This is a genomic window from Kitasatospora sp. NPDC057223, assembly GCF_042669755.1.
Lineage (GTDB): Bacteria > Actinomycetota > Actinomycetes > Streptomycetales > Streptomycetaceae > Kitasatospora.
In genome coordinates, this window is record NZ_JBHUWW010000096.1 from 1 (window position 1) to 24,373 (window position 24,373).

The window sequence follows — 24,373 nt, forward strand, 5'->3', positions numbered from 1 at the left end:
GGCCGCTACCCCGTGGCGTAGCGGTCGCCGGGGGCCCGGGCTACCCGGCGACGGCCAGCGCGGCGAGCGCGGCGCCGGCGCCGGGGTGGCCGGGGGCGAGCCGCAGCACGTCCTCGAAGGCCGCGGCGGCCCGCCCGTGCTCGCCGAGGGCGGCCGCTGCCTTGCCCAGCACCAGCCGGGCGACCAGCAGCTCCGGCTCCAGCCGGACGGCCCGTTCCAGCTCGCCGACCGCCTCCCGGTACGCACCGGCGCGGGCCAGGCGCAGGCCCTCGTTGTAGGCGATCCGCCCGCGCAGCCGCAGGTGCACCAGCGGCGTCAGGTCCTCCTGGCAGCCGGGGCAGCGCAGGGTGCCGGCCGCAGGGGCGAGCCGACAGAGCGGGCACTCCACCCCGTACCCGGCACCGTCGGACGGCCCGGCCTGCGGCGGGACGGTCATCGCGGCCCCGCCTCCTCCGGCCGCACCGGGCCGCTCGGCACCGCGTCGTGGTGGGCGTCGATGTCCTGCCCGGCGAGGGCGTAGCACTCGACGAGCTCGGTCATCCCGGCGTTCACCAGCTCGTAGTTGCCGGTGTCCAGCCCGTCGTCGACGCGTTGCAGGCCCGCCCTGATCTGCTGGGCGAGCGCCGGGCTGACCATGCCCTGCGCGACGAAGACCCGGCAGTACGTCAGCACCCGTACGGTGTGCCCGAGAGCCGCGATCGCGGCGTCCGCCTGCTCGGCGACGGCCAGCGCGGCGGTCTGGTCACCCGCGTCGCGGGCGTCGTCCAGCCTGCTCCGCAGCCGCTTGAGCTCGTCCAGGTCCTCGGGCCGCAGCAGGCGCTCGCAGCTCTGGATGACGGCGTTCAGGTACGCGCTGACGCCCCGGATCGTGGCCTGGGCCTGCTGGCGCTGGAGCGACTCGGCGAGCACCTGCTCCGCCGACCGGCCCCTGACCTGCCCGGCGGCCATGTCGTCCAGCTCGCCCAGCAGGTTCTCGGCGGCCCGGCGCTCCTGCGGGGTGAGTTCCTGCTCCCAGCGCTCGGTGAACTCGGCGACGGCGCGCCGGCGGTCGTCCACCTTGGCCCGCCACTCCGGGTCGAGGACGGTCCGCTCCAGGGTGACGCTCTTCGCCTCGCCGCCCCGGATCCGGACCTCCAGGGTGATGGTGCGGTCGGCGGACAGCCCGAAGGAGACGGTGATCGCCGTCCGGCCGGCGCCGTCCTCGGGCAGCCGCAGGGTGAGCGCCCCGATCAGCTCGTTCTGCTGCGCGACCTCGTGGTCACCCTCGTAGACCGCGACCTCCAGGCGCCGCCGGCCGCCGCCGGTGGCGTAGAAGTCCTTGTGGACGGGCTCCACGGTCGGGTAGTTGGTGTTCTTGGGGATGATGACCGCCATCCGGCCGTCGTTGAGTTCGATCCCCAGGTCCTTCGGGGTGATGTCGAACGGGTTCGCGACCTGCATCCACTCGCCGCAACCGGTGCAGGACTCCGCCCCCGGAGTGTTGAGCACGCCGCAGGCGGCGCAGCGCAGGCCGCCGGTGTCGGCGTCGGCGGCGGCCGCCGGTGCCAGCGACTCGCCGCACAGGCCGCAGGCGGCGGCGCCCGGGGCCGCGGCCGTGCCGCAGCGGGGGCAGCTGCGCACGGCGGTCGCGGCGGGGGGCTTCAGCAGCAGGGCCGCCGGGTCCTCGGCGCCGGCCGGCGCGGTGCCGCACTTGGGGCAGGCCGGCGTGGCCGGGTCGACCGGAAGGAAGCAGCCCTCGCAGGTCGTCCGGGGCTCGCCGAGCAGGGACACCCCGCAGCCGGCGCAGTCCGCGGCGGCGACCGGGTTGACCGTACGGCAGGACGGGCAGTCGAGTTCGGCGATCAGCGCGGACTGCACCGCCGCGCCGAGTGCCACGCACTGCATCGGGTTCACGCCCCGGCGGATCCGCTCCGGCCCGAACAGCCCGGCCAGCTCCCGCTCCACCAGCGGGATCGCGGTCGAGCCGCCGACCAGCAGCACCTCGTCGATGTCGCCGACCGTCAGGTTGGCCTCCCGGATGGCCTTGCGGGTCAGCTCGACCGTCCGGCCGATCCGGGGCGCCACCAGCTGCTCGAAGCGCTCCCGCTCCAGTTCGGTCTCCAGGATCAGCCGGCCGCCGCCCAGCCCGGTCAGGTTGAGGTCGGCCACCAGCTGACTGGACAGCTCGATCTTCGCGCCCTCGGCCGCGCCGTCGATTCTCGGCCGGTCCCGCTGGTCGGGCCGGTAGTCGTCGCCGTGCTCGGCGCGGATCTCGCGGAGCAGCTCCTCGGTGAGCAGCCGGTCGAAGTCGTCGCCGCCGAGCAGGTTGTCGCCCTCGATGCCGAGCACGGAGACCGAGCCCGGCATCAGCAGCAGGATCGAGATGTCGAAGGTGCCGCCGCCCAGGTCGTAGACCAGGACGGTACGGCCCTCGTCACCGAGATCGCCGGTCATCCCGTACGCCAGGGCGGCCGCCGTCGGCTCGTTGATGATCCGCAGCACCTGGAAGCCCGCGAGCCGGCCGGCCTCCTGGGTGGCGGCCACCTGGCGCTCGCCGAAGTACGCCGGCACGGTGATCACGGCCCGGTGGAAGACCTCGCCGGAGCGCAGCTCGGCGTCCTCCTTGAGCCGGCGCAGGATGATCGCCGACAGCTCGATCGGGGTGTACGCACGGCCGTTGAACCAGAGGTTGACGTCGCCGTCCTGGCCCGGCGTGACCCGGTACGCCAGATCCTTCAGCACCGCCTGGACCTGCGGGTCCTTGAACTTGCGCCCGATGAACCGCTTCACCGAACGGATGATGTTCTCGGCGTCGGTGGCGACCCGGCCCCGGGCGCTGGAGCCGACCAGCAGCTCCCCGCGCTTGCCCCGGCCGACCACCGACGGGGTGGCCTCCTGGTTCTGCCGGTTGTGGATGATCTCCGGTTCGCCCCGGCGGAGTTGGGCGACCACGGAGTTCGTGGTGCCGAGGTCGATACCGAGCGTCCTGTACACGTCCCTGTCCCCTCGTCGCGCTTCGTCTCGTCGCGCTTCGTCGCGCTATCGGCCGCCGGTACGGGCGGTGTCACTGTCGTCGGCGCCGGTCGGCGTGCCCGCCCTGCGCTTCGCGCGGGACTGCGGCTTCTTCGGCTGCTTGCGGGCGGGCGGCACCCGCTCGGACTCCGGCCCTGGTTCTGGTTCTGGTTCTGGTTCTGGTTCCGGCTCCGGCTCCGGCTCCGGCCCTGCGGACTCCTCAAGCCGATCGGGCTCCTCGTTCTCGCCCTCGCCCTCGGATTCGGATTCGGATTCGTCCGGGAGGACGGAGACCACGACCCTCGCCCGGCGCAGTACCTGGTCCTGCCAGAAGAAGCCGGCCTGCACCACCTCGACCACGGTGTCCTCCGGCAGCCCGGCGACCGGCACCGTGGCGACGATCTCCGCGACACCGGTGTTGGCGAGCCGGTTGTCGAAGCTCATCGGCCGGACGCCCGCCCGCGCCAGCTTGAGGCGCAGCAGCCGCCGGGTCGCGGCCGCCCCCGCCTGCGCCACGGCCGGGGCGCCGGACAGGAGCCCGGTGTACGGCGTCGTCGGTGTGTCCGGTGCGGCGATGGCGCCCAGTGCGTCGTCGACCTCCAGTAGGCCGAGCAGGAGGTCGCGCAGGCCGTTCTCGGCCTCCTTGGCCTCCTCGGCGCGCTTGCGCTGGGCGAACGCGCTGCGGAAGAGCAACTTGCCGAAGGCGTCGGCGAGATCGACCGTCTCGGCGGCGGCGGGCACCGGCAGCGGCTGCTCGTCGATGGCCAGTGGACCGGCGTCCTCGTCTGCCGCATCGGCCGTGACGGCCGTGACGGCCGGGTCCGCCGGGTCCGCCGGGTTCACTCGGGCACCTCCACGGGCGGGAGCACGGCGGCCGTGACGGCGTACTGCTCGACGGGCTCGAACGGCGCGGGCTCCCCGGCGGGCGCGCGCCAGTCGCGTGCCACCTCGTCCGGGCGGATCACCACCAGGGCGGCCAGCGGCGGGAGTCCGAGCTCCTCCAGGGGCGGCAGAAAGGTCGTGGGGGCGGCGTCGGCGAAGGTCTCGGCGAGGGCGGCCGGCCACCGGGCGGGGGCCGGGGTGCGGAGGTCGAGCAGCAGCCGCTGATCGGGGTTGCGCAGGGTGGCCGCGGCGGCGTTGACGTCGCGCGGACTGTGCGTCCGGGCCCGGATGGCCCGCAGGTGGGCGGCCTTGATCTCGGCCGGTCCGGCCCCGGGCGGCAGCCCGAGGATGTCGTACGCGTTCTCATCGGGCAGCGGCACAACGGTCTCCTGTCCCCGGCAGCATCAGCGCATTCTCGCCAGTTGTGCCTTGAGTGCCAGCAGTTGGTGGTCGTACGGGTCGAACTCAAGCCCTTCGGCGACGGCCCGCCGGGCGCCGTACAGGTCACGCCGGTTGGCCAGTCCGACGGCCTGGATGCGGTAGCAGAGGACCAGTTGGGCCCTGGTGTCGGGCAGGTCCTGCACCTCCAGCGACTGCTTGAGCAGCCGTACGGCACGGGGGAAGTCGCCTGCGTTGGCCCGGTCGACGCCGTGGTTGCGCAGCGTCCAGGCGAGCGCCTCGCGGGTCTGGTCGTCGTCCTCGTACCAGCGGGCCTCCTCCAGCAGGCTCACGCGGTCGGCCAGCCGCTGCTTGAACTCGTCGCCCAGCGCGTGGTTGTGGAGCATCACGCCGACCATCCGCCGGGCCTCGGCCCGGACGGCCGCGACGCCCTGGTGGTCCTTCTCCGGGTCGGCGAGCACGGCCTGTCCGGCGGCGGCGAGCGCCGCGGTGCGGTCCCGGGCGACGGCGAGGCGACGGCTCTTGCGGTAGAGCACACCGGCGAGCACGCTGCGGACCTCGTCGGCGTCGGATGCGGCCGCCGCCTCGCGCAGCAGCGCCTCGGCCTGTTCGAGGTCGGCCTCGGAGCCGCGCTCCATCAGCTCCCCGGCGTGGTTGACCAGCACGGTGCCCGCCGTCCGCCGGGCCAGTTGGTCGTCGGGGGCGAACTCCAGGGCGAGGCGGACGAGCCGGGTGGCCCGCGCGTAGTCCCGCTCCTCGTTGTTGACCTGGCGGCCGAGCTGGAGGTAGCTGGCCCCCAGGTTCTCCCGGACGGCGCGGTGGCCGGGCACCAGGGCGAGCGCGCGCTCCAGCAGGGCCACCGCCCCGGCATGGTCCTCGCTGTCCTGCGCCAGCAGCACCCGTACGCCGTGCAGGGCCGAGTCGGCGATCTCCTCGTGCAGGCCGTCCAGTGCGGCGCCCGCGGCGGCGGCCCGGGTGAAGCAGTCCAGCGCGGCCGTCCACTCGCGGTGGCGGTGCAGTTCCGCCCCCTGGCGGGTCAGCACCTCGGCGAGCAGCGCGGCGGCCTCCTCCCCCGGCTGGTCCGCCAACGCGGCGGCGGCCTCCTCGTAGAGGCCCTGCTCCAGCAGGACGTGCTGGACGCCCAGCGGCGAGAGGAGGGCGGCGAGCCGGGCCAGGCCGGTGTCCCGGTGGTCGCCCGCGAGGGCGGTGTCCAGGGCCTGCGTCCAGGCGGGGCCGACGGGTTGCTCCCGGATCCTGGCGAGCAGCAGCGGGCCACAGGTGAGCGCGCCCGGTCCGTCGGCGGGCAGGGCGGCCCGGGCCATCTCCTCGGCCGCCGTCAGCTCCAGGCTCCACCGGACGTCCAGGCTGCCGGGGCCCCGGTCGGCCCCTGCCCCGGCCCCGGCCTCGGCCTCCCGGAGGTCGCGGCCGACCTGGTCGGTGAGGGCCGTCCGCGCGGCGGCCAGCCGGTCGGGGGCCGGCGGGCGGCCGGTCCGCTCGGCGAGCAGGGCCCAGAAGGCCGGGTTGTGCAGGACGGCGGCCCAGCAGGCGGCCGTCCACTCCCCGTACTCGCGGCCCGCGCCCGAGGCGGCCAGCCGGTGGGCGACCAGCGCCAGCGCGTGGATCGCCGCCGGATCGCCGGGGGCCTGCCGCCAGGACGCCCGGCGGTGCTCGAAGGCCTGCCGGTGCCGGCCCTCCCGCTCGTCCAGGTCGGCCCGGCGCTCCGCCAGCAGTTGCCGGCCGCGCAGCCCGACCGGGTGGGCGGGGCTCAGCTCCAGCGTCAGGTCGAGCTGCGACTCGGCCTCGTCGTACCGCCCGGCGGCGACCGCCGTGACCGCCACCGCGAAGCGGATCCCGGCCAGCGCGGCCCGCGACGCGGGCTCGGCCCCCGCATCGCCGTACATCTGCGCCGCTCCGGCCGGATCGCCGCGTTCGGCGCGCAGCAGGGCGGCGGCCCGGCGGGCGGCGGAGGAGACGGGGGCCCAGCGCGCCAGCGGCTCCTCGGCCGTGGCCGGGTGGCCGGCCCGGCGGGCGGCGTCCAGCAGGGCCGCGGTCACCGGTGCCAGGCAGTCGCCGCAGCGCACGGCCGGGGGCAGTTGGGCGGCGTGCTCCGGGCAGACGGGGCGGCCGCACTGTCCGCAGTGGACGGCGGCCTGCGCCGGGCAGTCCTCGGCGGCGCAGCGGAGCGGGGCGGGGAGGGGGCCGGTGCCGGTGCCGGGCGCCAGGTCGAGTGCGTGCGCGTAGAGGCCGGCGGCGACGGCCCAGCGGCCCGCCCGGGCGGCGAGGGCGCCGCGCAGCACGGCCTCGGCCGCGTCCTCCGGTGCGGTGTCGGGGCCCGGTGGGCCGGCCGCCGGGCCCGGGCCCGCTGGTCCGGCTCCGTCCGCCGGTTCGCCGGCGAGCAGCGAGACGGCGAGCGCCGGGCGGCCGAGCAGTAGCCGGGCCAGCGCGAGGTGGTACCGGCCCCGGGGGGTCAGGCTGCGCCGGGCGGCCTGCGGCTGGAGCAGTTCGACGGCGGTGGCGGGCTCGCCCCTGCCGAGGGCGAGTGCGGCGAGCAGGTGCGGGGCGCGCGGGTCGCCCGGGTCGGCGTCGGCGGCGCGGCGCAGCAGGCGCTGGGCCGTGTCGGTGCCGGGGCTCCGGGCGAGCAGTGCGGTGGCGCCCTCGCGCAGGGTGGCCTCGGTGATCAGGTGCTGCCAGTGCGCCGGGTCGGGGTGGCCGGTGCGGCAGCTCTCCCAGAGTTCGCGGGCCTGCGTGTGGTCGCCGGCGGCGAGGGCGCGGCGGGCGAGGCCGTCCCGGGCGGCGAGGAGGTTGCGGGCCACGGCGGGGGTCTGCTCCAGCCCGGCCCAGTGGCCGGCGGCGGCGGCGAGGTCGCCGGTGGCGGCGTGGGCGAGGCCGCGGTGGTGTTCGGCCTCGGCCGTCCGGATGCCGTCCAGGGCCTGGAGGCCCTGCTCGGGCTCGGCGGCGGCGGTCAGGGCGGCGCCCAGCCTGATCCGGCCGGGCGTCCAGTCGGGCCGGTGGGCGAGGCCGGCCCGGTAGTGGGCGGCGGCGCCGGCGTGGTCGGCCGCCCGTTCGGCCAGCAGGCCGAGGCCGAAGCGGGCCGGCGGGTAGTCGGCGTCGGCCCGCAGGGCGGCGGCGAAGCAGTCGGCGGCGGTCGCGTCGTCCAGTTCGGCGACGGCCAGGACGCCGCGTGCGTAGTGGGTGCGCGGGTCGTCCGGCCCGTGCCGGACGGCGGTGTCCAGGTCGGTGCGGGCCTGCCGGTGGTCGCCCGCCTCGCGGTGGGCGATGCCCCGCTGGAGGGGGATCTCGCGGTCCAGCCGCTCGCCGAGGTTCCAGGGGGAGGGTGCGGCGCGCGGGCGGCGGGCGGCCTCGGCCAGGGCCTGGGCGGCGTCGTGGTGGCGGCCCTGCCGGGCGAGCGCGGCGCCGAGCCGGAACCACACCTCGGCGCTGCCGGCGCGGTCCGCGACACCTGTAGTACTGCCCGTGCGGCCCGTCCCGGTCGCCGCCCGCAGGACGGCTTCGGCCTCGGCCGGCCGGTCCAGCGCGCGCAGGGCCGCGCTGCGGGCGAGGACGGCCCACTCCAGGCCGGGGACGGCCGTCAGGACGCGCTGCGCGAGTGCGGCGGCCTCGTCCGGGCCACCGCGGCCGGCCGCCAGGCAGCGCCGCTGGAGGTGGTCGCAGACCGGGCCGACCGTGTGCAGGTGCGCCGGGAGGGCGGCGAGGGCGGCGAGCACGATGTCGAGGTCCTGCTCGGCGTGGCCGTCCGCCGCCGCCGCTCCGGAGACGACGCCGCCGGCCAGCGTCTGAAGGACGTCGACGGGGAGTTCCGTCAGGGCGAAGGCCTCCCGGTAGAGCCGGAAGGCTCCCTGGGCGTCTCCCAGGGCCGCCGTGCACAGGCCCTGCCCGGCCAGCGCGGTGCCCCGGCCCTTGCGGAGCGGGATGCTGAGGACGGCTCCGTCGAGGCGCTCGGCGAGCCGGCGGTACCGGCGCTGGGCCTGCTGGGTACGGCCGGCGGCCCGCGCGGCGTCGGCCGCGGCGAGCAGCCGGGTGTACTGCTCGATCCGGGTGACCGGGCGGCGCGAGCGCCACCGGAACCCGGCGGCGCCGAGCAGGGCGAGCACCGGCAGCAGGACGAGAAGAGCCGTCATCGCCGCATCCGGGCGGAACGCCGCCCGTCCGTTGCACTCAACGGACCCCCCTCAGGTGCCGTTCAAGCAAGTTCCGTCCGACCCCGGCGCGACCGCCCTGCCGGGGACTCGGGACACCAGGGAAGCATCTCGCCGGGCAATCGTCCAGAGCGGAGATCTCTTCTCGAAATCACCCCAACCCTCTTACTGGTACCAATGTTTGTCGATCAGTCATATCGCCACTGGTCAGCGATCCGACCGACGTCCGGCCGCCTTCCCCGCCCCGTCAGCCCTGGTCCCAGAGCGCACCGAAGGCGAGCAGTTCGTCCCGGTGTTCGATCCGCTCCACCCAGTCCGCCGGCCACGCGGCCGCGCCGTGGTGCGCCCCCGCGAACGCGCCGGCCAGGCAGGCGAGCGAGTCGGAGTCGCCCGCCGAGTACGCCGCCCGGCGGACGGCCGCGACCGGGTCGTCCGGCAGCAGCAGGAAGCAGAGCAGGCCGGTGGCGAAGGCCTCCTCGGCGATCCAGCCCTCGCCGGTGGCGAGGCAGGGGTCGGCCTCCGTGTCGGGCGCGGCGAGCGCGGCGTCCAGCCGGTCCAGCACGCCGAGGCAGTCGTCCCAACCACGCGCGGCGAACACCTCCGGCGAGGCGTCCTGCGCGTGGTCGGCGAGGTCGCCGAGCCAGAACCCGTCGTAGCGGGTACGGCCCGCCCGTGCGTACGCCCGGAGCAGGGCCGGGAGTTCGGCCGGCGTGGCGCCCTCGGCGAGCCGGCGCACGGCGTACGCGGTGAGGTCGCTCGCCGCCAGCGCGGTCGGGTGGCCGTGCGTGAGCGCCGACTGCAACTGCGCGGCGCCGGAGTACTGCCGCTCGGTCAGCCCGGGGACCAGGCCGACCGGTGCGACCCGCATGTTGGCGCCGCAGCCCTTGGAACCGGTCTGGCTCGCCTGCTGCCAGCGCAGCCCGTCCCGGCTGAGCCGCTCGCAGGCGCGCAGGCAGGTCATGCCGGGGGCCCGGTTGTTGTCGGGTGAGCGCCACCAGTCGACGAACTCCGCCCGGACGGGCCGCTCCAGGCGTGGCGGCACGAGCGGGCCGCGGTCGAGGGCCGTCCGCAGGCCGCGGGCCAGGGCGAGCGTCATCTGGGTGTCATCGGTGATCAGTGCGCGCCGCGGGAGCGGGAGTTCGCGCCAGTCGGGGTGGTCGAGCGCGATCCGCTCGACCGGCTGGAACTCGGTCGGACGCCCCATGGCGTCGCCGATCGCCAGGCCCAGCAGCGCACCGGTGGCGGCCTTCCTCATCGCACGAACCCCCTACATCTCGACCAGCAGCTCCTTGAGTCCCCGGATCACGTACCCCGGCTGCCACTCGGGCTCGCGCACCAGGCGCAGCCCGGGGGCCCGGCGCACCAGCGCGCCGTAGGACTCGGCGAGCTCCAGTCTGGCAAGCGGGGCGCCCAGGCAGAAGTGGATTCCGGCGCCGAAGGTGATGTGCGGGTTGTCGGCGCGGGCCAGGTCGAGCCGGTCGGGGTCGGTGAAGCGGGCGGGGTCGCGGTTGGCGGAGCCGAAGAGCAGGGCGACCTCCGAGCCGCGCGGGATGCTCACCCCGGCGACCTCGATGTCCTCCAGCACCCAGCGTTCGAACATCTGCAGCGGGGTGTCGTAGCGCATCAGCTCCTCGACGGCGGTCGGCAGCAGCTCGTCCACCGAGCCGCGCAGCCGGTCGAGTTGGTCCGGGTTGCGGAACAGCGCCCACCAGCCGTTGCCGGTGGTGTTCACGGTCGCCTCGTGGCCCGCGTTGAGCAGCAGCACGCAGGTGGAGACCATCTCCTGCTCGCTGAGCGCGTCGGCACCCTCCTGGGCCCGGATCAGCGCGCTGACCAGGTCGGTGCCGGGCCGGGTGCGGCGCTCGCGGATCAGGGCCCGCAGGTACTCGGAGAACTCGGTGCTCGCGGCGACCGCCCGCCGGGCCGTCTCCTCGCCCGGGTTGAGCTCGAACATGCCGGTGATGGCGGCCGACCACGGTCGCAGCAGGCCCCGGTCGGCCTCGGGGACGCCGAGCATCTCGGCGATCACCGCCACCGGCAGCGGCTCGGCGACGGCGGCGATCAGGTCGCCGCCGCCGTCCGCGAGCAGGCCGCCGACCAGTTCGCCGGCGAGCCGGGCGACGGTCGGGCGCAGCTCCTCGACCATCCGCGGGGTGAACGCCTTGGAGACCAGCCGCCGGATCCGGGTGTGGTCCGGCGCCTCCAGGTCGAGCAGCCCGTGGTCGTTGAGGGTGTGGAACGGCTCGTACGCCGGATCGGGCGCGGGCCGCCCGAACTCCTCGTGGGTGAAGCGGTGGGTGTAGGTCCGGCCGAGCCGGCGGTCCCGGAGCAGCGCGCCGACGTCCTGGTGCCGGGAGACCAGCCACTGCCCGGTCGGCTCGTACCGGCTCACCGGCGCGTGCTCCCGCAGCTCGGCGTACGCGTCGTACGGGTGCGCCACGAACTCGGCCGACCACGGATCGAACTGCGCCGTCATCGTCAACTCCCTGCTGGTCGGGAGCCCATCGTAAGCACGGCCCGGAGGTCAGCCCCGGGCCACCAGCCGCCGCACCAGCTCCGGGAGCGCCGTGCCGATCGGTTCGCGGATCACCTCGGCCGCGACCGGGTCGTACGGGGTCGGCTCGGCGTTCATCACGATCAGCCGGGCGCCGCCGTCCAGGGCGAGATCGACCAGGCCGGCGGCCGGATGGACCTGAAGGGTGGTGCCGATCGCGAGGAACAGGTCGCAGGCCTTCGCGATGGCCCCGGCCTGCTCCAGCACCACCGGGTCGAGCGCCTCGCCGAACATCACCGTCGCGGGCTTGAGCACGCCCCCGCACGCCGCGCAGGCCGGGTCGGGCTCCCCCGCGGCGACCCGGTCGAGCGCCTCGGCCATGCCGCTCCGGACGTGGCAGCGCAGGCACTCCACCTCCCGGGCGGTGCCGTGCAGTTCGAGCACCTTGCGGACGGGGAAGCCGGCCCGCTGGTGCAGGCCGTCCACGTTCTGGGTGAGGATGCGGACGGGCAGGCCGCCGCGCTCCAGCTCGACGAGCGCCCGGTGGCCGGCGTTGGGCTCGGCCAGCAGGGCGCCGACGTCGCGGCGCAGCAGCCAGGCCCGGCGGCGGATCTCCGGGTCGGCGCGGTAGGGGCCGATGGTCACCAGCCGCTGGGCATCGGGGTCGCGCTGCCAGACGCCGTTCGGGCCCCGGTAGTCGGGGATGCCGGAGTCGGTGGAGATACCGGCACCGGTGAGGACGGCGATCAGGGGACGCTTGGCGTTCATGACCGGACGGTACGGGGCGCCGGGCCCGCCGCGCCACCGAAATCCGCGCCGCCCGCCCCCGGCCGCCGCCCGTCCGGCGAATGCCGTGAACGGGGCCGCGGCGGTCGGCTACCGTGGGGCCGTGACCAGCGCCGACGCCCTGATGACCTGGCTGACCACCCGCACCGCCGGGCAGCTGACCGAGCTTCTCGAACAGCGTCGGCTGCCCTACACCGGCGCCCCCGGCCTGGACGACCCGGCCCGGCTGGCCGAACAGCTGCTGGGCAACGCCTCGGTGGCCACCGGCATCACCGGCCTGAACCGCGCCGAGTTCCAGGTGCTGGCCGCCGTCGCGCTGCTCGCCGAGCGCCTGCACGGCCCGGCTCCCGCCGCCGGGTCCGGCTCCGGGCTGGCCGGCTTCGCCGGGGCGCAGGCCGCGCACCGGCTGGGCGTCCCCGTCGGCCGGGCGGCCGACCCCGCCGAACGGGCCGTGCCGCGCGCCCTGCTGCTCTCCGCCCTCGGTGAGCGGGCCGCCGCCGACCTCGACCGTCTGGCGGAGCGCGCGCTCCTGCTCCCGCCGCACGGCGGGCCGCTGGTCGTCCCCGCCCTGCTGCACCAGCGGGTACCGGAGTTGCTCGGCCTCGGCCGACCGGCCGGCCGGCTGCTCTCCGAGGCGTTCCGGGCCGCCGAGATCCACCGGGTGGCGGCCGGACTCGGCCTGCCCGGGAGCCGCACCCGGGACGACGCCCAGCGGCTGGTCGAGGAGCACCTCGGGGACGCCCCCGCCCTGCGCCGCACCCTCGCGGGCGCCCCGCCGGAGGCCGCCGCCCTGCTGGCGCTGCTCGCCGCCGGCCCGCCGCTGCTGCGCACCCGCTGCTTCCTGCCCGACTCCGGGGGCTACTACGGCACGGCCGGCACGTTCCTCTTCCGACCCGGGGGTTCGGATGATCCCGGCGTCGACTGGCTGGCCGAGCGCGGCCTGCTCGTCCCGGTCGGCCCGGAGCGGGCGGAACTCCCGGGCGAGGTCGGCACCGCCCTGCGCGATCCGGCGCAGCCGATCCCCTACGACCCGGAGCCGCCGGCCGTCGGGGGCCTGCGCCCGCTGCCGGCCGACTGGGCGGGCGAGGCGCAGGCCGCCGCCACCGCCTCGGCCTCCCGGATCGAACTGCTGCTGCGCTCGACGGCCGCGCAGCCGCTGGCCGTCCGCAAGGCCGGCGGGGTCGCCGTCCGCGACACCCGGCGCCTCGCCAAGGTGATCGGGGCGCCCGAGGCGCAGGCCCGGCTCTGGCTCGACCTGGCCGCCAACGCCGGGCTGATCGCCCCGCACCGGGACACCCCGCCGCCCACCCGCAGCCGCAAGCCGCCCGCACCGCTGCCGGCCCGGATGCTGCCCACCGCGCGCTACGACGGCTGGCTGACCGCGCCGCCCGCGGACCGGCTCGTCCCGGTCATCGCCACCTGGGCGGTCACCCCCGAGGTGTTCAGCCACCGGCCGGACGAGGACGACACCCCGGTCGCGCTGATCGCCCCGCAGGACCAGCACGCCGTACCGCTGCGGCGCGCCCTGCTGGAGGCACTGGCCCGGCTGCCCGAGGGGCAGGGGGCCGGCCCGGCCGACGCCGTGCCCGACGCGGTGCTCGCCGCCCTGACCGGAGCCGCCGCCTGGTTCGATCCGGGCGCGGTCGATCCCGAGGAGGCCGACCCGGCGCGCACCGTCGCGACGCTGCGCGAGGCCGAACTGCTCGGAGTGGTCGCCCACGGCGCGCTGACGCCGGTCGGCCGTGCGGTGCTCGGCCTGCTCCGGGCGGGCGCCGCGCGGTACTTCCCGGCCGTGCCCGGCACCGGCGTCCGCCTGACGCAGTACCCGGCCCTCGCGGCGGCCGTGGCCGCGCTGCGCGCCGCGCTCACCGAACTCGTCCCGCCGCCGCGCACGACCGCCCGGTTCCAGGCCGACCTGACGGCGGTGGTGTCCGGCGCCGCCGCCCCCGAGCTGACGGAGCTGCTGTCGGCGGTCGCGGACCGCGAGTCCGAGGGCCACGCCGTGGTGTGGCGGATCGGCCCCGCCTCCGTCCGCCGGGCGCTGGACGCCGGGTCGGACGCGGCGGAGTTGGCCGCCCGGCTGGCCGAGGTCTCCGAGGGCGGCCTCCCGCTGCCGCAGACCCTGACGTACCTGCTCAAGGACACCGCCCGGACGCACGGCCGGATGCGGGTGGTCCGCTCGGCGTGCTGCATCCGCTCGGACGACGAGGCGCTGGTGCTGGAGCTGTCGAAGGTCCGGGCGCTGACCCGGCTGGGCCTGCGCCGGATCGCCCCGACCGTCCTGATCAGCACCGCCCCGCCGGAGGAGACCCTGGCGGCGCTGCGGCTGGCCGGCTACGCGCCCGTCCTGGAGGCCGAGACCGGGACGACGGTGGTCGAGCGGGCCGGCGAGGAGCGGGCCGAGAACGCGATGCCCTCGCTCGCGGAGGCCCGCCGCTTCCACGGCCGCGGCCCGGGCACCCCGGCCGAGCTGGCCGCCGCGGTGCTCGGGCCGTGAGAGCGGCTGCTGACGGCCGCCGCCGGGAGCTACCGGTCAGAGCAGGCGCTTGATCTCGCCGCGGGCCCGGTAGAAGCCGCCGCTGCCCGACTCCAGCACCTCCGCCACCAGGTAGCGGGCACCCGGCACCCGGATGTCCTTCGGGAACTGGACCCGCCGGTCGGGGTCGAAGCCCGCGGTCACGACCCTGATCCTGGTCCGGCTGCCCTCCTGGACGCACTCGACCTCGATCCCGCCGGTCGGCCCGGCCTGCGCCGCGCTGACGGTCTCCAGCTCCGCACCCGGCACCACCCGCTCCCAGCCGGACGCCTTGATGTCGGCGGTCTGCGGGAGCCGGCCGCCCTGGGCCGCCTGCACCGCCTCCTCGCTCGCGTCCAGGCAGGCCAGCGACCCGTCGGTGGTCACCAGGTAGAGCCGCCCGTCGCGGTACTGCATGCTGTACGCCGAACCGCAGCCGGTGCCGAGCTTCCACAGCCGGGTGCCGTCCGCCGCGAAGCAGTACACCGAGGAGTGGTTGTCGCCGGCGAAGACGTACTGACCGTCCGGCGAGGTCGCGCAGGAGAACACCGCCGCGTCGCACTTGTACTGCGCGACGGCGGAGCCGTCCTCCTTGCGCAGCCGGTGCACCCAGCCCTGGGAGGTGCCGGCGAAGACCTCGCCCGGCTCCTGCCAGCCGAACAGCACCGAGCCCTTGGTCGCGGTGTGCCACAACTCCTCGCCGCCGCGCGCCGAGTAGCGGGCCACGCCGCGCGAGTGGCCGTGGTAGACGCCGTCCTCGTCGCAGCGCACCATCCAGCCGGCGCTGCCGCCGCCCTTGCGCCGCCACTGGAACTCGTCCTCGTGGTCGACCGTGGTGATGCCGCCGGCGCCGTCCGAGACGCCGAGCACGCCGTCGTGGATGTCGAGCCAGTAGATGTCGACGTCGGCGGCGATCTCGTACGCCACCCGCGGGATCTTGCCGCCGAGGTCGTAGACCCGGCCGTCGTCGCAGCCCGCGTAGATCCAGTAGTCGTCGGCGACGATGCACTTCACGCCGTCCGGCAGGCCGTAGCGGCCGGTCACCTCGCCGTCGTGGGTGAGGGTGTAGACGTCGCCGGCCTCGTTGCCGACCCAGGCGTGCTCCTCGCCGACGAAGATGCCGAACGCGGCGGCGCCGGACTTGAACCGCCACAGCACCGGCGCCTGGCTCGCGCTCGACCGGCTGCTGGTGATCGCCCGACGGGTGACGGAGCGCTTCTGGCGCAGCCCGCGCTGCGCCGGGGCGTAGCCCTTGCGGACCTTCTCCCCCACCTTCTTGGCGGCCGTCGCGGCGGCCTTCTCGGCCGTCGGGTACGTCGTCGTCCGGGCCTGGCCCGGCTCGCCGATCCGCCCGTAGGTGATGGTCAGCGCGACGCCGGCCAGCCGCACCTCGTAGAACTTGTGCGCGCTGCCGCTCCCCTCCTCCTCGGACAGCTCCAGGTACGTGACCTGCTCGTCCGTGGCGGCGGCGGAGGCGGTGGTGGCAGGCATCGGCGGACTCCCGGGAGGTCGGCGGGGTGGCACGGAACGGGCCGGACGGGCGGGCTCGTGGTGGCACCGGCCGTCGATACGACCAAGATAGGTGCCACCACTGACAGTTGGCCGCGCCGGGCGGGCACCCGAAGCCGGACGGCGCCACCCCGGCCTCCCCCGCGCGAGGAACCCGGACAACGCGGAAGGGCCCGGAAGCTTGAAGCTTCCGGGCCCTTCGACTGAGCAGTAGCGGGGACAGGATTTGAACCTGCGACCTCTGGGTTATGAGCCCAGCGAGCTACCGAGCTGCTCCACCCCGCGTCGGTAAACCTGACTCTACGCGACATCCACCGCAGGGCCTAATCGGTTTCCGTGCGGACGTTCCCGGCCCCGGCACCTGCGGCCCGAACGCCGCAGGGCGGCCACCCCGTCGGGGTGGCCGCCCTGCGGTTCAGGACCTTCGACTCAGCCCGTGTAGGGGCCGTAGTCGTAGTCGTCCAGCGGGACCGCCTGGCCGGAGCCGGCGCCGAAGGGCGACAGGTCGTAGTCGTCGTAGCCGACGGCCGAGTACATCGCGGCCTTGGCCTCCTCGGTGGGCTCGACCCGGATGTTGCGGTAGCGGGGAAGACCCGTACCGGCCGGGATGAGCTTGCCGAGGATGACGTTTTCCTTGAGGCCCAGCAGCGGGTCCGACTTGGCGTGGATCGCCGCGTCGGTGAGCACCCGGGTCGTCTCCTGGAAGGAGGCGGCCGACAGCCAGGACTCGGTGGCCAGCGAGGCCTTGGTGATACCCATCAGCTGCGGACGGCCGGAGGCGGGGTGGCCGCTCTCCGAGACCACGCGACGGTTCTCCTGCTCGAAGCGGCCGCGCTCGACGAGCTCGCCCGGGAGCAGCTCGGCGTCGCCCGACTCGATGATCGTCACGCGGCGGAGCATCTGCCGGATGATGATCTCGATGTGCTTGTCGTGGATCGACACGCCCTGCGAGTTGTAGACCTTCTGGACCTCGGCGACCAGGTGGATCTGGACCGCACGCTGGCCCATGATCCGCAGGACGTCGTGCGGGTTGGTGGCACCCATGGTCAGCTTCTGGCCGACCTCGACCGCCTCGCCCTCGCTGACCAGCAGCTTCACACGCTTCGAGACCGGGTAGGCGATCTCGTCGGTGCCGTCGTCGGGGGTGACGACGAGCTTGCGGGTCTTCTCGGTGTCCTCGATGCGGACCCGGCCCGAGGCCTCCGAGATCGGGGCCACACCCTTGGGGGTACGGGCCTCGAAGAGCTCGACGACACGGGGCAGACCCTGCGTGATGTCGTCACCCGCCACACCACCGGTGTGGAAGGTACGCATGGTCAGCTGGGTGCCGGGCTCACCGATGGACTGGGCGGCGATGATGCCGACCGCCTCACCGATGTCGACCAGCTTGCCGGTGGCCAGCGAGCGGCCGTAGCAGAAGGCACAGGTGCCGACCGCGGACTCGCAGGTGAGGATCGAGCGGGTCTTGACCTCGCTGATGCCGACGCGGATCAGCTCGTCGATCAGCACGTCGCCGAGGTCGGTGTTGGCGGTGGCAAGGAGCTTGCCGTCCACCGTGATGTCCTCGGCGAGCATGCGGGCGTAGACGCTGGTCTCGACGTCGTCCGTCTTGCGCAGGACGCCGTCCTCGCCGACGGTGCCGATCGCCAGCTTGAGGCCGCGCTCGGTGCCGCAGTCCTCCTCGCGGATGATGACGTCCTGGGAGACGTCGACCAGACGACGGGTGAGGTAGCCGGAGTCGGCGGTACGCAGAGCGGTGTCGGCCAGACCCTTACGGGCACCGTGGGTCGAGATGAAGTACTCGAGAACGGTGAGGCCCTCACGGAACGACGCCTTGATGGGACGGGCGATCGTCTCGTTCTTCGCGTTCGACACCAGACCACGCATACCGGCGATCTGACGCATCTGCATCATGTTTCCTCGAGCGCCGGAGTCCACCATCATGAAGATGGGGTTCGTCTTCTCGAAGTTGGCGTTCATGGCCTCGGCGACCTCGTTGGTCGCACGGGTCCAGATGCCGATGAGCTCCTGCTTGCGCTCGTCGTTCGTGATCAGACCGCGCTCGTACTGCTTCTGGATCTTCTCGGCCTGCGCTTCGTAGCCCTCGAGGATCTGGGCCTTCTGCGGCGGGACGACGACGTCCGAGATGGAGACGGTGACGCCCGAGCGGGTGGCCCAGTGGAAGCCGGCCGCCTTCAGGTTGTCCAGGGTCGCCGCGACGACGACCTTGGGGTACCGCTCGGCCAGGTCGTTGACGATCGCGGAGAGCTGCTTCTTGCCCACCTCGTAGTCGACGAACGGGTAGTCCTCGGGCAGCAGCTCGTTGAAGAGCGCGCGGCCCAGGGTGGTCTTCAGACGGAAGGACTCGCCCTCGAACCAGGTCGGCTGCCCGTCCTCGTCGACCGGCGGGGTCCAGCCACGGGGCGGGACGGTGCCGATCGGCAGGCGGACGTCGATGACGGCCTGGACGTCCAGCTCCTTGGCGTCGAAGGCCATGACGGCCTCGGCGGTCGAGGAGAAGGCACGGCCGCCGCCCTTGACGACGTCACGGTCGGACGTCAGGAAGAACAGGCCGAGCACCATGTCCTGGGTCGGCATGGTGACGGGGCGACCGTCGGCCGGCTTCAGGATGTTGTTCGAGGACAGCATCAGGATGCGGGCCTCGGCCTGCGCCTCCGCGGAGAGCGGCAGGTGGACGGCCATCTGGTCACCGTCGAAGTCCGCGTTGAACGCGGTGCAGACGAGCGGGTGGATCTGGATGGCCTTGCCCTCGACCAGCTGGGGCTCGAAGGCCTGGATGCCGAGGCGGTGCAGGGTGGGTGCACGGTTGAGCAGCACCGGGTGCTCTGCGATGACCTCTTCGAGGACGTCCCAGACGACCGGGCGGGCGCGCTCGACCATGCGCTTCGCCGACTTGATGTTCTGCGCGTGGTTGAGGTCCACCAGGCGCTTCATCACGAACGGCTTGAAGAGCTCCAGCGCCATGGCCTTCGGCAGACCGCACTGGTGCAGCTTGAGCTGCGGGCCGACGACGATGACCGAACGGGCCGAGTAGTCGACTCGCTTGCCGAGCAGGTTCTGACGGAAACGACCCTGCTTGCCCTTGAGCATGTCGCTCAGGGACTTCAGCGGGCGGTTGCCGGGGCCGGTGACCGGACGGCCGCGACGGCCGTTGTCGAACAGCGCGTCGACGGCCTCCTGCAGCATCCGCTTCTCGTTGTTCACGATGATCTCGGGGGCACCGAGGTCAAGGAGACGCTTGAGGCGGTTGTTGCGGTTGATCACGCGGCGGTACAGGTCGTTCAGGTCGGAGGTCGCGAAGCGGCCACCGTCCAGCTGCACCATCGGACGGAGGTCCGGCGGGATGACCGGGACGCAGTCCAGCACCATGCCGTTGGGCTTGTTGGTGGTCTGCAGGAACGCCGAGACGACCTTGAGGCGCTTGAGCGCCCGGGTCTTCTTCTGGCCCTTGCCGGTGCGGATGATCTCGCGCAGGCGCTCGGACTCCTCGGCGAGGTCGAACGTCTCCAGGCGGTCCTTGAGCGCCGCGGCGCCCATCGAGCCGGAGAAGTACGTGCCGAAGCGGTCGCGCAGCTCGCGGTAGAGCAGCTCGTCGCCCTCCAGGTCCTGGACCTTGAGGTTCTTGAAGCGGGCCCACACCTCGTCGAGGCGGTCGAGCTCGCGCTGCGCACGGTCGCGCAGCTGCTTCATCTCACGCTCGGCACCTTCGCGCACCTTGCGGCGCACGTCGGCCTTGGCGCCCTCGGCCTCGAGCTCGGCCAGGTCGGTCTCGGCCTTCTTGGCCCGGCCTTCGAGGTCGGAGTCGCGGCGGTTCTCGATCTGCTGGCGCTCGACCGAGACATGCGCCTCCAGGGACGGGAGGTCGCGCTGGCGACGCTCGTCGTCCACCCAGGTGATCATGTAGGCGGCGAAGTAGATGACCTTCTCGAGGTCCTTCGGCGCCAGGTCGAGCAGGTAGCCGAGGCGGCTGGGCACACCCTTGAAGTACCAGATGTGGGTGACCGGCGCGGCCAGCTCGATGTGGCCCATCCGCTCACGACGCACCTTGGCGCGAGTGACCTCGACGCCACAGCGCTCACAGATGATGCCCTTGAAGCGGACGCGCTTGTACTTGCCGCAGTAGCACTCCCAGTCCCGGGTGGGGCCGAAGATCTTCTCGCAGAAGAGCCCGTCCTTTTCCGGCTTCAGGGTGCGGTAGTTGATGGTCTCCGGCTTCTTGACCTCGCCGTGGGACCACTGGCGGATGTCGTCGGCGGTCGCGAGGCCGATGCGGAGCTCGTCGAAGAAGTTGACGTCAAGCACTGGTCGTCAAGCCCTCTTTCGTAAGTCGAAAGTCGTTCATCTGGTCTGAGGGGGCCTGGGGGTGGGCCGGCTGCACCTGAGGGCAGCCGGCCCCACCTCCGTCAGACCTCTTCGACGCTGCTCGGCTCGCGCCGGGACAGGTCAATGCCGAGCTCCTCGGCGGCGCGGAACACGTCCTCGTCGCTGTCCCGCATCTCGATGGACGAGCCGTCCGAGGACAGCACCTCCACGTTGAGGCAGAGCGACTGCATTTCCTTGATGAGGACCTTGAAGGACTCGGGAATGCCGGGCTCGGGGATGTTCTCGCCCTTGACGATGGCCTCGTAGACCTTCACACGGCCGAGGACGTCGTCGGACTTGATGGTGAGGAGCTCCTGCAGCGCGTAGGCCGCGCCGTACGCCTCAAGGGCCCACACCTCCATCTCACCGAAGCGCTGACCACCGAACTGCGCCTTACCACCGAGCGGCTGCTGGGTGATCATCGAGTACGGACCGGTCGAACGGGCGTGCAGCTTGTCGTCGACCAGGTGGTGCAGCTTGAGGATGTACATGTAGCCGACCGAGACCGGCATCGGGAACGGCTCGCCGGAGCGGCCGTCGAACAGCCGGGCCTTGCCGGTGGAGTTCACCAGTCGCTCACCGTCACGGGTGAGGGTGGTGTGGTCCAGCAGGCCGGTGATCTCGTCCTCGCGGGCGCCGTCGAAGACCGGGGTGGCGAGGTTGGTGCCACCCACGACCGTGTCGGCGCCGATCACCTGCAGGCGCTGGGCCCACTCCTCGGCGAGACCGGAGACGTCCCAGCCCTGCTTGGCGAGCCACCCGAGGTGGATCTCCAGGACCTGTCCCGGGTTCATTCGGGACGGGACACCCAGCGGGTTGAGGATGATGTCGACCGGGGTGCCGTCCTCGAGGAACGGCATGTCCTCGACGGGGAGGATCTTGGAGATGACACCCTTGTTGCCGTGACGGCCGGCCAGCTTGTCACCGTTGGTGATCTTGCGCTTCTGGGCCACGTAGACCCGGACCAGCTGGTTGACGCCCGGGGGCAGCTCGTCGCCCTCTTCGCGGTCGAAGACGCGGACGCCGATGACCTTGCCGGACTCACCGTGCGGCACCTTCAGCGAGGTGTCGCGGACCTCACGGGCCTTCTCGCCGAAGATCGCGCGGAGCAGGCGCTCCTCCGGGGTCAGCTCGGTCTCGCCCTTGGGCGTGACCTTGCCGACCAGGATGTCGCCGGTGACGACGTCCGCGCCGATGCGGATGATGCCGCGCTCGTCGAGGTCGGCGAGGACCTCCTCGGAGACGTTCGGGATGTCCCGGGTGATCTCCTCGGGGCCCAGCTTGGTGTCACGGGCGTCGACCTCGTGCTCCTCGATGTGGATCGAGGAGAGGACGTCGTCCTGGACGAGGCGCTGCGACAGGATGATCGCGTCCTCGTAGTTGTGACCCTCCCAGGACATGAACGCCACGAGCAGGTTCTTGCCGAGCGCCATCTCGCCCTGGTCGGTGCACGGGCCGTCGGCCAGCACCTGGTGGACCTCGACCCGGGCGCCCTCGTCCACGAGCACCTTCTGGTTGAAGGAGGTGCCCTGGTTGGAGCGGGTGAACTTGGCGGCGCGGTACGTGGTGTACGTGCCGTCGTCGTTGGCCACGGTGACGTAGTCGGCCGAGACCTCCTGGACGACACCGGCCTTCTCGGCCACGATCACGTCGGCGGCGTCGACCGCGCAGCGGTACTCCATGCCGGTGCCGACCACGGGTGCCTCGCTCTTCAGCAGCGGCACCGCCTGGCGCATCATGTTGGAGCCCATGAGCGCGCGGTTGGCGTCGTCGTGCTCGAGGAACGGGATCATGGCGGTCGCGACGGACACCATCTGGCGCGGCGAGACGTCCATGTAGTCGATCTCGGAGCCCGGGATGTAGTCGATCTCGCCGCCACGGCGGCGGACCAGGACACGCGGCTCGGCGAAGTGCAGGTCGTCCGTCAGCGGGGCGTTGGCCTGCGCGATGACGAAGCGGTCCTCCTCGTCGGCGGTCAGGTAGTCGACCTGCTCGGTGACGATGCCCTCGACGACCTTGCGGTACGGGGTCTCGATGAAGCCGAACGCGTTGACCCGGCCGTAGGACGCGAGCGAGCCGATCAGACCGATGTTCGGGCCTTCGGGGGTCTCGATCGGACACATGCGGCCGTAGTGCGACGGGTGGACGTCACGGACCTCGAAGCCGGCGCGCTCACGGGACAGACCACCCGGGCCCAGCGCGGACAGACGGCGCTTGTGGGTCAGGCCCGACAGCGGGTTCGTCTGGTCCATGAACTGGGACAGCTGGCTGGTGCCGAAGAACTCCTTGATGGAGGCGACGACCGGCCGGATGTTGATCAGGGTCTGCGGCGTGATCGCCTCGACGTCCTGGGTGGTCATGCGCTCGCGCACGACGCGCTCCATACGGGCGAGACCCGTACGGACCTGGTTCTGGATCAGCTCGCCGACGTTGCGCAGGCGACGGTTGCCGAAGTGGTCGATGTCGTCGACCTCGACGACGATGTCGCGACCCTCGGTGTCGCGCCACTCCGTCTCGCCCGCGTGCAGCTTCACCAGGTACTTGATCGCACCGATGATGTCGGGCTCGGTGAGCACGCCGGAGTCCAGCGACTCGGCGTTGCCCAGCTTGCGGTTGACCTTGTAACGGCCGACCTTGGCGAGGTCGTAGCGCTTCGGGTTGAAGTAGAGGTTCTCCAGAAGCGTCTGCGCGGCCTCGCGGGTCGGCGGCTCGCCGGGACGCAGCTTGCGGTAGATGTCGAGCAGCGCGTCGTCCTGGCCCTGGGTGTGGTCCTTCTCCAGGGTGGCGCGCATCGACTCGTACTCGCCGAACTCCTCGAGAATCATCTCGTTGGTCCAGCCGAGGGCCTTGAGCAGCACGGTGACCGACTGCTTGCGCTTGCGGTCGATGCGGACACCGACCATGTCGCGCTTGTCGATCTCCATCTCCAGCCAGGCACCACGCGAGGGGATGACCTTGCAGGAGTAGATGTCCTTGTCGGACACCTTGTCCAGGGTGGAGTCGAAGTACACACCCGGGGAGCGGACCAGCTGCGAGACCACGACACGCTCGGTGCCGTTGATCACGAAGGTGCCCTTGTGGGTCATGAGCGGGAAGTCGCCCATGAAGACCGTCTGAGACTTGATCTCACCGGTCTCGTTGTTGGTGAACTCCGCGGTGACGAAGAGCGGGGCCGCGAACGTGAAGTCGCGGTCCTTGCACTCGTCGATGGAGTTCTTCGGCGGCTCGAAACGGTGGTCGCGGAAGGTCAGCGACATCGACCCGCTGAAGTCCTCGATCGGGGAGATCTCTTCGAAGATCTCCTCCAGACCGGACTTCGTGGGGACGTCCTGACCACTCTCCAGGGCCGCCTCGACCCGGGACTTCCAGGCCGCATTCCCGAGCAGCCAGTCAAAGCTCTCGGTCTGCAGGGCCAGGAGGTTCGGGACCTCGAGGGGCTCCTTGATCTTCGCGAAGGAAACGCGGAGCGGGGCGGTGGAATTGGCATTGTTCGAGGCGTTGCGCGGCGCGGCCAAGAGGGGGGTCCTTCCGAGGGCTCGGAGCTCACTACGCGCGTACCGGCCGGCCTCGACGGGTTTGGTGCCACCCCCGGCGCCGTGGGTCTCAGCCGGGGTCGGAACCCCAGGTCAGAGCCGCGTTGCGGAGGCGGTGCCAGACCCCTTCAGGGCAACGCACACTCCGGGCGACGAGTCACGGAGCAGCTAACAGGCAGCGCAAAGGGACAGTGTAGCCAATAGGCACACTGCTGTCCAGCTCTGATTCGGAGACCGAATCGGAGACTCCTCCCGGTAGCCACCCGCGCGGCCCCGGCCCCCTGGGGGGCCGTACCGCAGGGTGGTCCCTGCCCTCGAACCGACGGCGGCCCGCACACTCCCGGGCCACCGCGTCTCACATGGAGTCACTTCCCGCTGGGGCCGCTGAATATGCATCCAGGGCCTCGCCAACCGTCCGCGCACTCCATGCACACGACGCGCCTTGAGAATCGCGCGCCGGGTTCCGTTCGTCAAGGCCCCCACGGGAGTGCGGGCCTCGACCTGTCTATCGACCGAGACCCCTCCGGCGTTACAGAACCCGTGGTGGGAGCCACTGCGGTCGACAGCGATCACCATACCTGCCGGGACGGACAGTGCCGAGAGCACAATCGGCCACGATGTCCGACGGCAGCCGCCGGCAGCGGCCCGGGACACGAACGGGCCTACGAAAAAAGCCGGGCCGACCACCCGCAAGGGTGATCGGCCCGGCCCCGTGCCCCCTCAG

12 protein-coding genes and 1 tRNA gene are annotated in these 24,373 nt (G+C 73.1%); 1 reads left to right on the plus strand and 12 read right to left on the minus strand.

The features are described 5' to 3' along the window. Positions 1–40 precede the first annotated feature (40 nt). From ACFUK0_RS28100 to ACFUK0_RS28135, 8 genes are all read right to left on the minus strand, one after another. Positions 41–436, minus strand: a complete 396-nt coding sequence (locus tag ACFUK0_RS28100) for a hypothetical protein (RefSeq protein ID WP_380255034.1) — start codon at positions 434–436, stop codon at positions 41–43. After that, positions 433–2,973 (minus strand): Hsp70 family protein, encoded by a 2,541-nt coding sequence (locus ACFUK0_RS28105; protein ID WP_380255036.1) that lies wholly within the window; start codon positions 2,971–2,973, stop codon positions 433–435. Before ACFUK0_RS28105 ends, ACFUK0_RS28100 begins: the two co-directional genes overlap by 4 nt. Before the next feature lie 45 nt (positions 2,974–3,018). Further along, on the minus strand, positions 3,019–3,834 hold the full coding sequence (locus ACFUK0_RS28110; protein WP_380255038.1) for a nucleotide exchange factor GrpE: 816 nt from the start codon (positions 3,832–3,834) through the stop codon (positions 3,019–3,021). Continuing rightward, positions 3,831–4,253 (minus strand): hypothetical protein, encoded by a 423-nt coding sequence (locus ACFUK0_RS28115; protein WP_380255040.1) that lies wholly within the window; start codon positions 4,251–4,253, stop codon positions 3,831–3,833. The genes ACFUK0_RS28110 and ACFUK0_RS28115 overlap by 4 nt, the downstream gene beginning before the upstream one ends. A gap of 24 nt (positions 4,254–4,277) precedes the next feature. After that, entirely contained in the window at positions 4,278–8,411 is a 4,134-nt protein-coding gene (locus tag ACFUK0_RS28120; protein WP_380255042.1) for a hypothetical protein, read from the minus strand. Positions 8,412–8,676: 265 nt separating this feature from the next. Next, positions 8,677–9,684: an ADP-ribosylglycohydrolase family protein gene (locus ACFUK0_RS28125; protein WP_380255044.1), complete on the minus strand. Its 1,008-nt coding sequence runs from the start codon at positions 9,682–9,684 to the stop codon at positions 8,677–8,679. 12 nt (positions 9,685–9,696) lie between these two features. Next, a complete protein-coding gene (locus tag ACFUK0_RS28130; protein WP_380255046.1) occupies positions 9,697–10,905 on the minus strand; it encodes a cytochrome P450 in 1,209 nt (402 codons plus the stop codon). A gap of 48 nt (positions 10,906–10,953) precedes the next feature. Beyond that, on the minus strand, positions 10,954–11,691 hold the full coding sequence (locus tag ACFUK0_RS28135) for an NAD-dependent deacetylase (RefSeq protein WP_380255048.1): 738 nt from the start codon (positions 11,689–11,691) through the stop codon (positions 10,954–10,956). A gap of 121 nt (positions 11,692–11,812) precedes the next feature. Here ACFUK0_RS28135 and ACFUK0_RS28140 point away from each other — a divergent pair, with 121 nt between their 5' ends. Further along, complete coding sequence (locus ACFUK0_RS28140) at positions 11,813–14,206, plus strand: helicase-associated domain-containing protein (protein WP_380255050.1); 2,394 nt, start codon at positions 11,813–11,815, stop codon at positions 14,204–14,206. Between the two features lie 36 nt (positions 14,207–14,242). On the opposite strand, the gene ACFUK0_RS28145 is transcribed toward ACFUK0_RS28140, so the two are convergent. The 4 genes from ACFUK0_RS28145 to rpoB form a co-directional block, all read right to left on the minus strand. Beyond that, positions 14,243–15,715, minus strand: coding sequence for a WGR domain-containing protein (locus ACFUK0_RS28145; protein ID WP_380255052.1), 1,473 nt, complete (start codon positions 15,713–15,715; stop codon positions 14,243–14,245). Positions 15,716–15,944: 229 nt separating this feature from the next. Beyond that, a tRNA-Met gene (locus ACFUK0_RS28150) sits at positions 15,945–16,018 on the minus strand. Between the two features lie 144 nt (positions 16,019–16,162). After that, positions 16,163–20,056 carry a DNA-directed RNA polymerase subunit beta' gene (locus ACFUK0_RS28155; protein WP_380255054.1) on the minus strand — a complete coding sequence of 1,298 codons (3,894 nt, stop codon included), beginning with the start codon at positions 20,054–20,056 and terminating at the stop codon, positions 16,163–16,165. Between the two features lie 101 nt (positions 20,057–20,157). Then, entirely contained in the window at positions 20,158–23,631 is a 3,474-nt protein-coding gene (rpoB, locus tag ACFUK0_RS28160) for a DNA-directed RNA polymerase subunit beta (protein WP_380255056.1), read from the minus strand. Positions 23,632–24,373 lie beyond the last annotated feature (742 nt).

Excerpts from the sequence above, each read along its gene's own strand:
- ACFUK0_RS28120 (WP_380255042.1), bottom strand. The coding sequence starts at position 8,411 with ATGACGGCTCTTCTCGTCCTGCTGCCGGTGCTCGCCCTGCTCGGCGCC.
- ACFUK0_RS28100 (WP_380255034.1), bottom strand. The coding sequence starts at position 436 with ATGACCGTCCCGCCGCAGGCCGGGCCGTCCGACGGTGCCGGGTACGGG.
- ACFUK0_RS28130 (WP_380255046.1), bottom strand. The coding sequence starts at position 10,905 with ATGACGGCGCAGTTCGATCCGTGGTCGGCCGAGTTCGTGGCGCACCCG.
- ACFUK0_RS28145 (WP_380255052.1), bottom strand. The coding sequence starts at position 15,715 with ATGCCTGCCACCACCGCCTCCGCCGCCGCCACGGACGAGCAGGTCACG.
- ACFUK0_RS28135 (WP_380255048.1), bottom strand. The coding sequence starts at position 11,691 with ATGAACGCCAAGCGTCCCCTGATCGCCGTCCTCACCGGTGCCGGTATC.
- ACFUK0_RS28125 (WP_380255044.1), bottom strand. The coding sequence starts at position 9,684 with ATGAGGAAGGCCGCCACCGGTGCGCTGCTGGGCCTGGCGATCGGCGAC.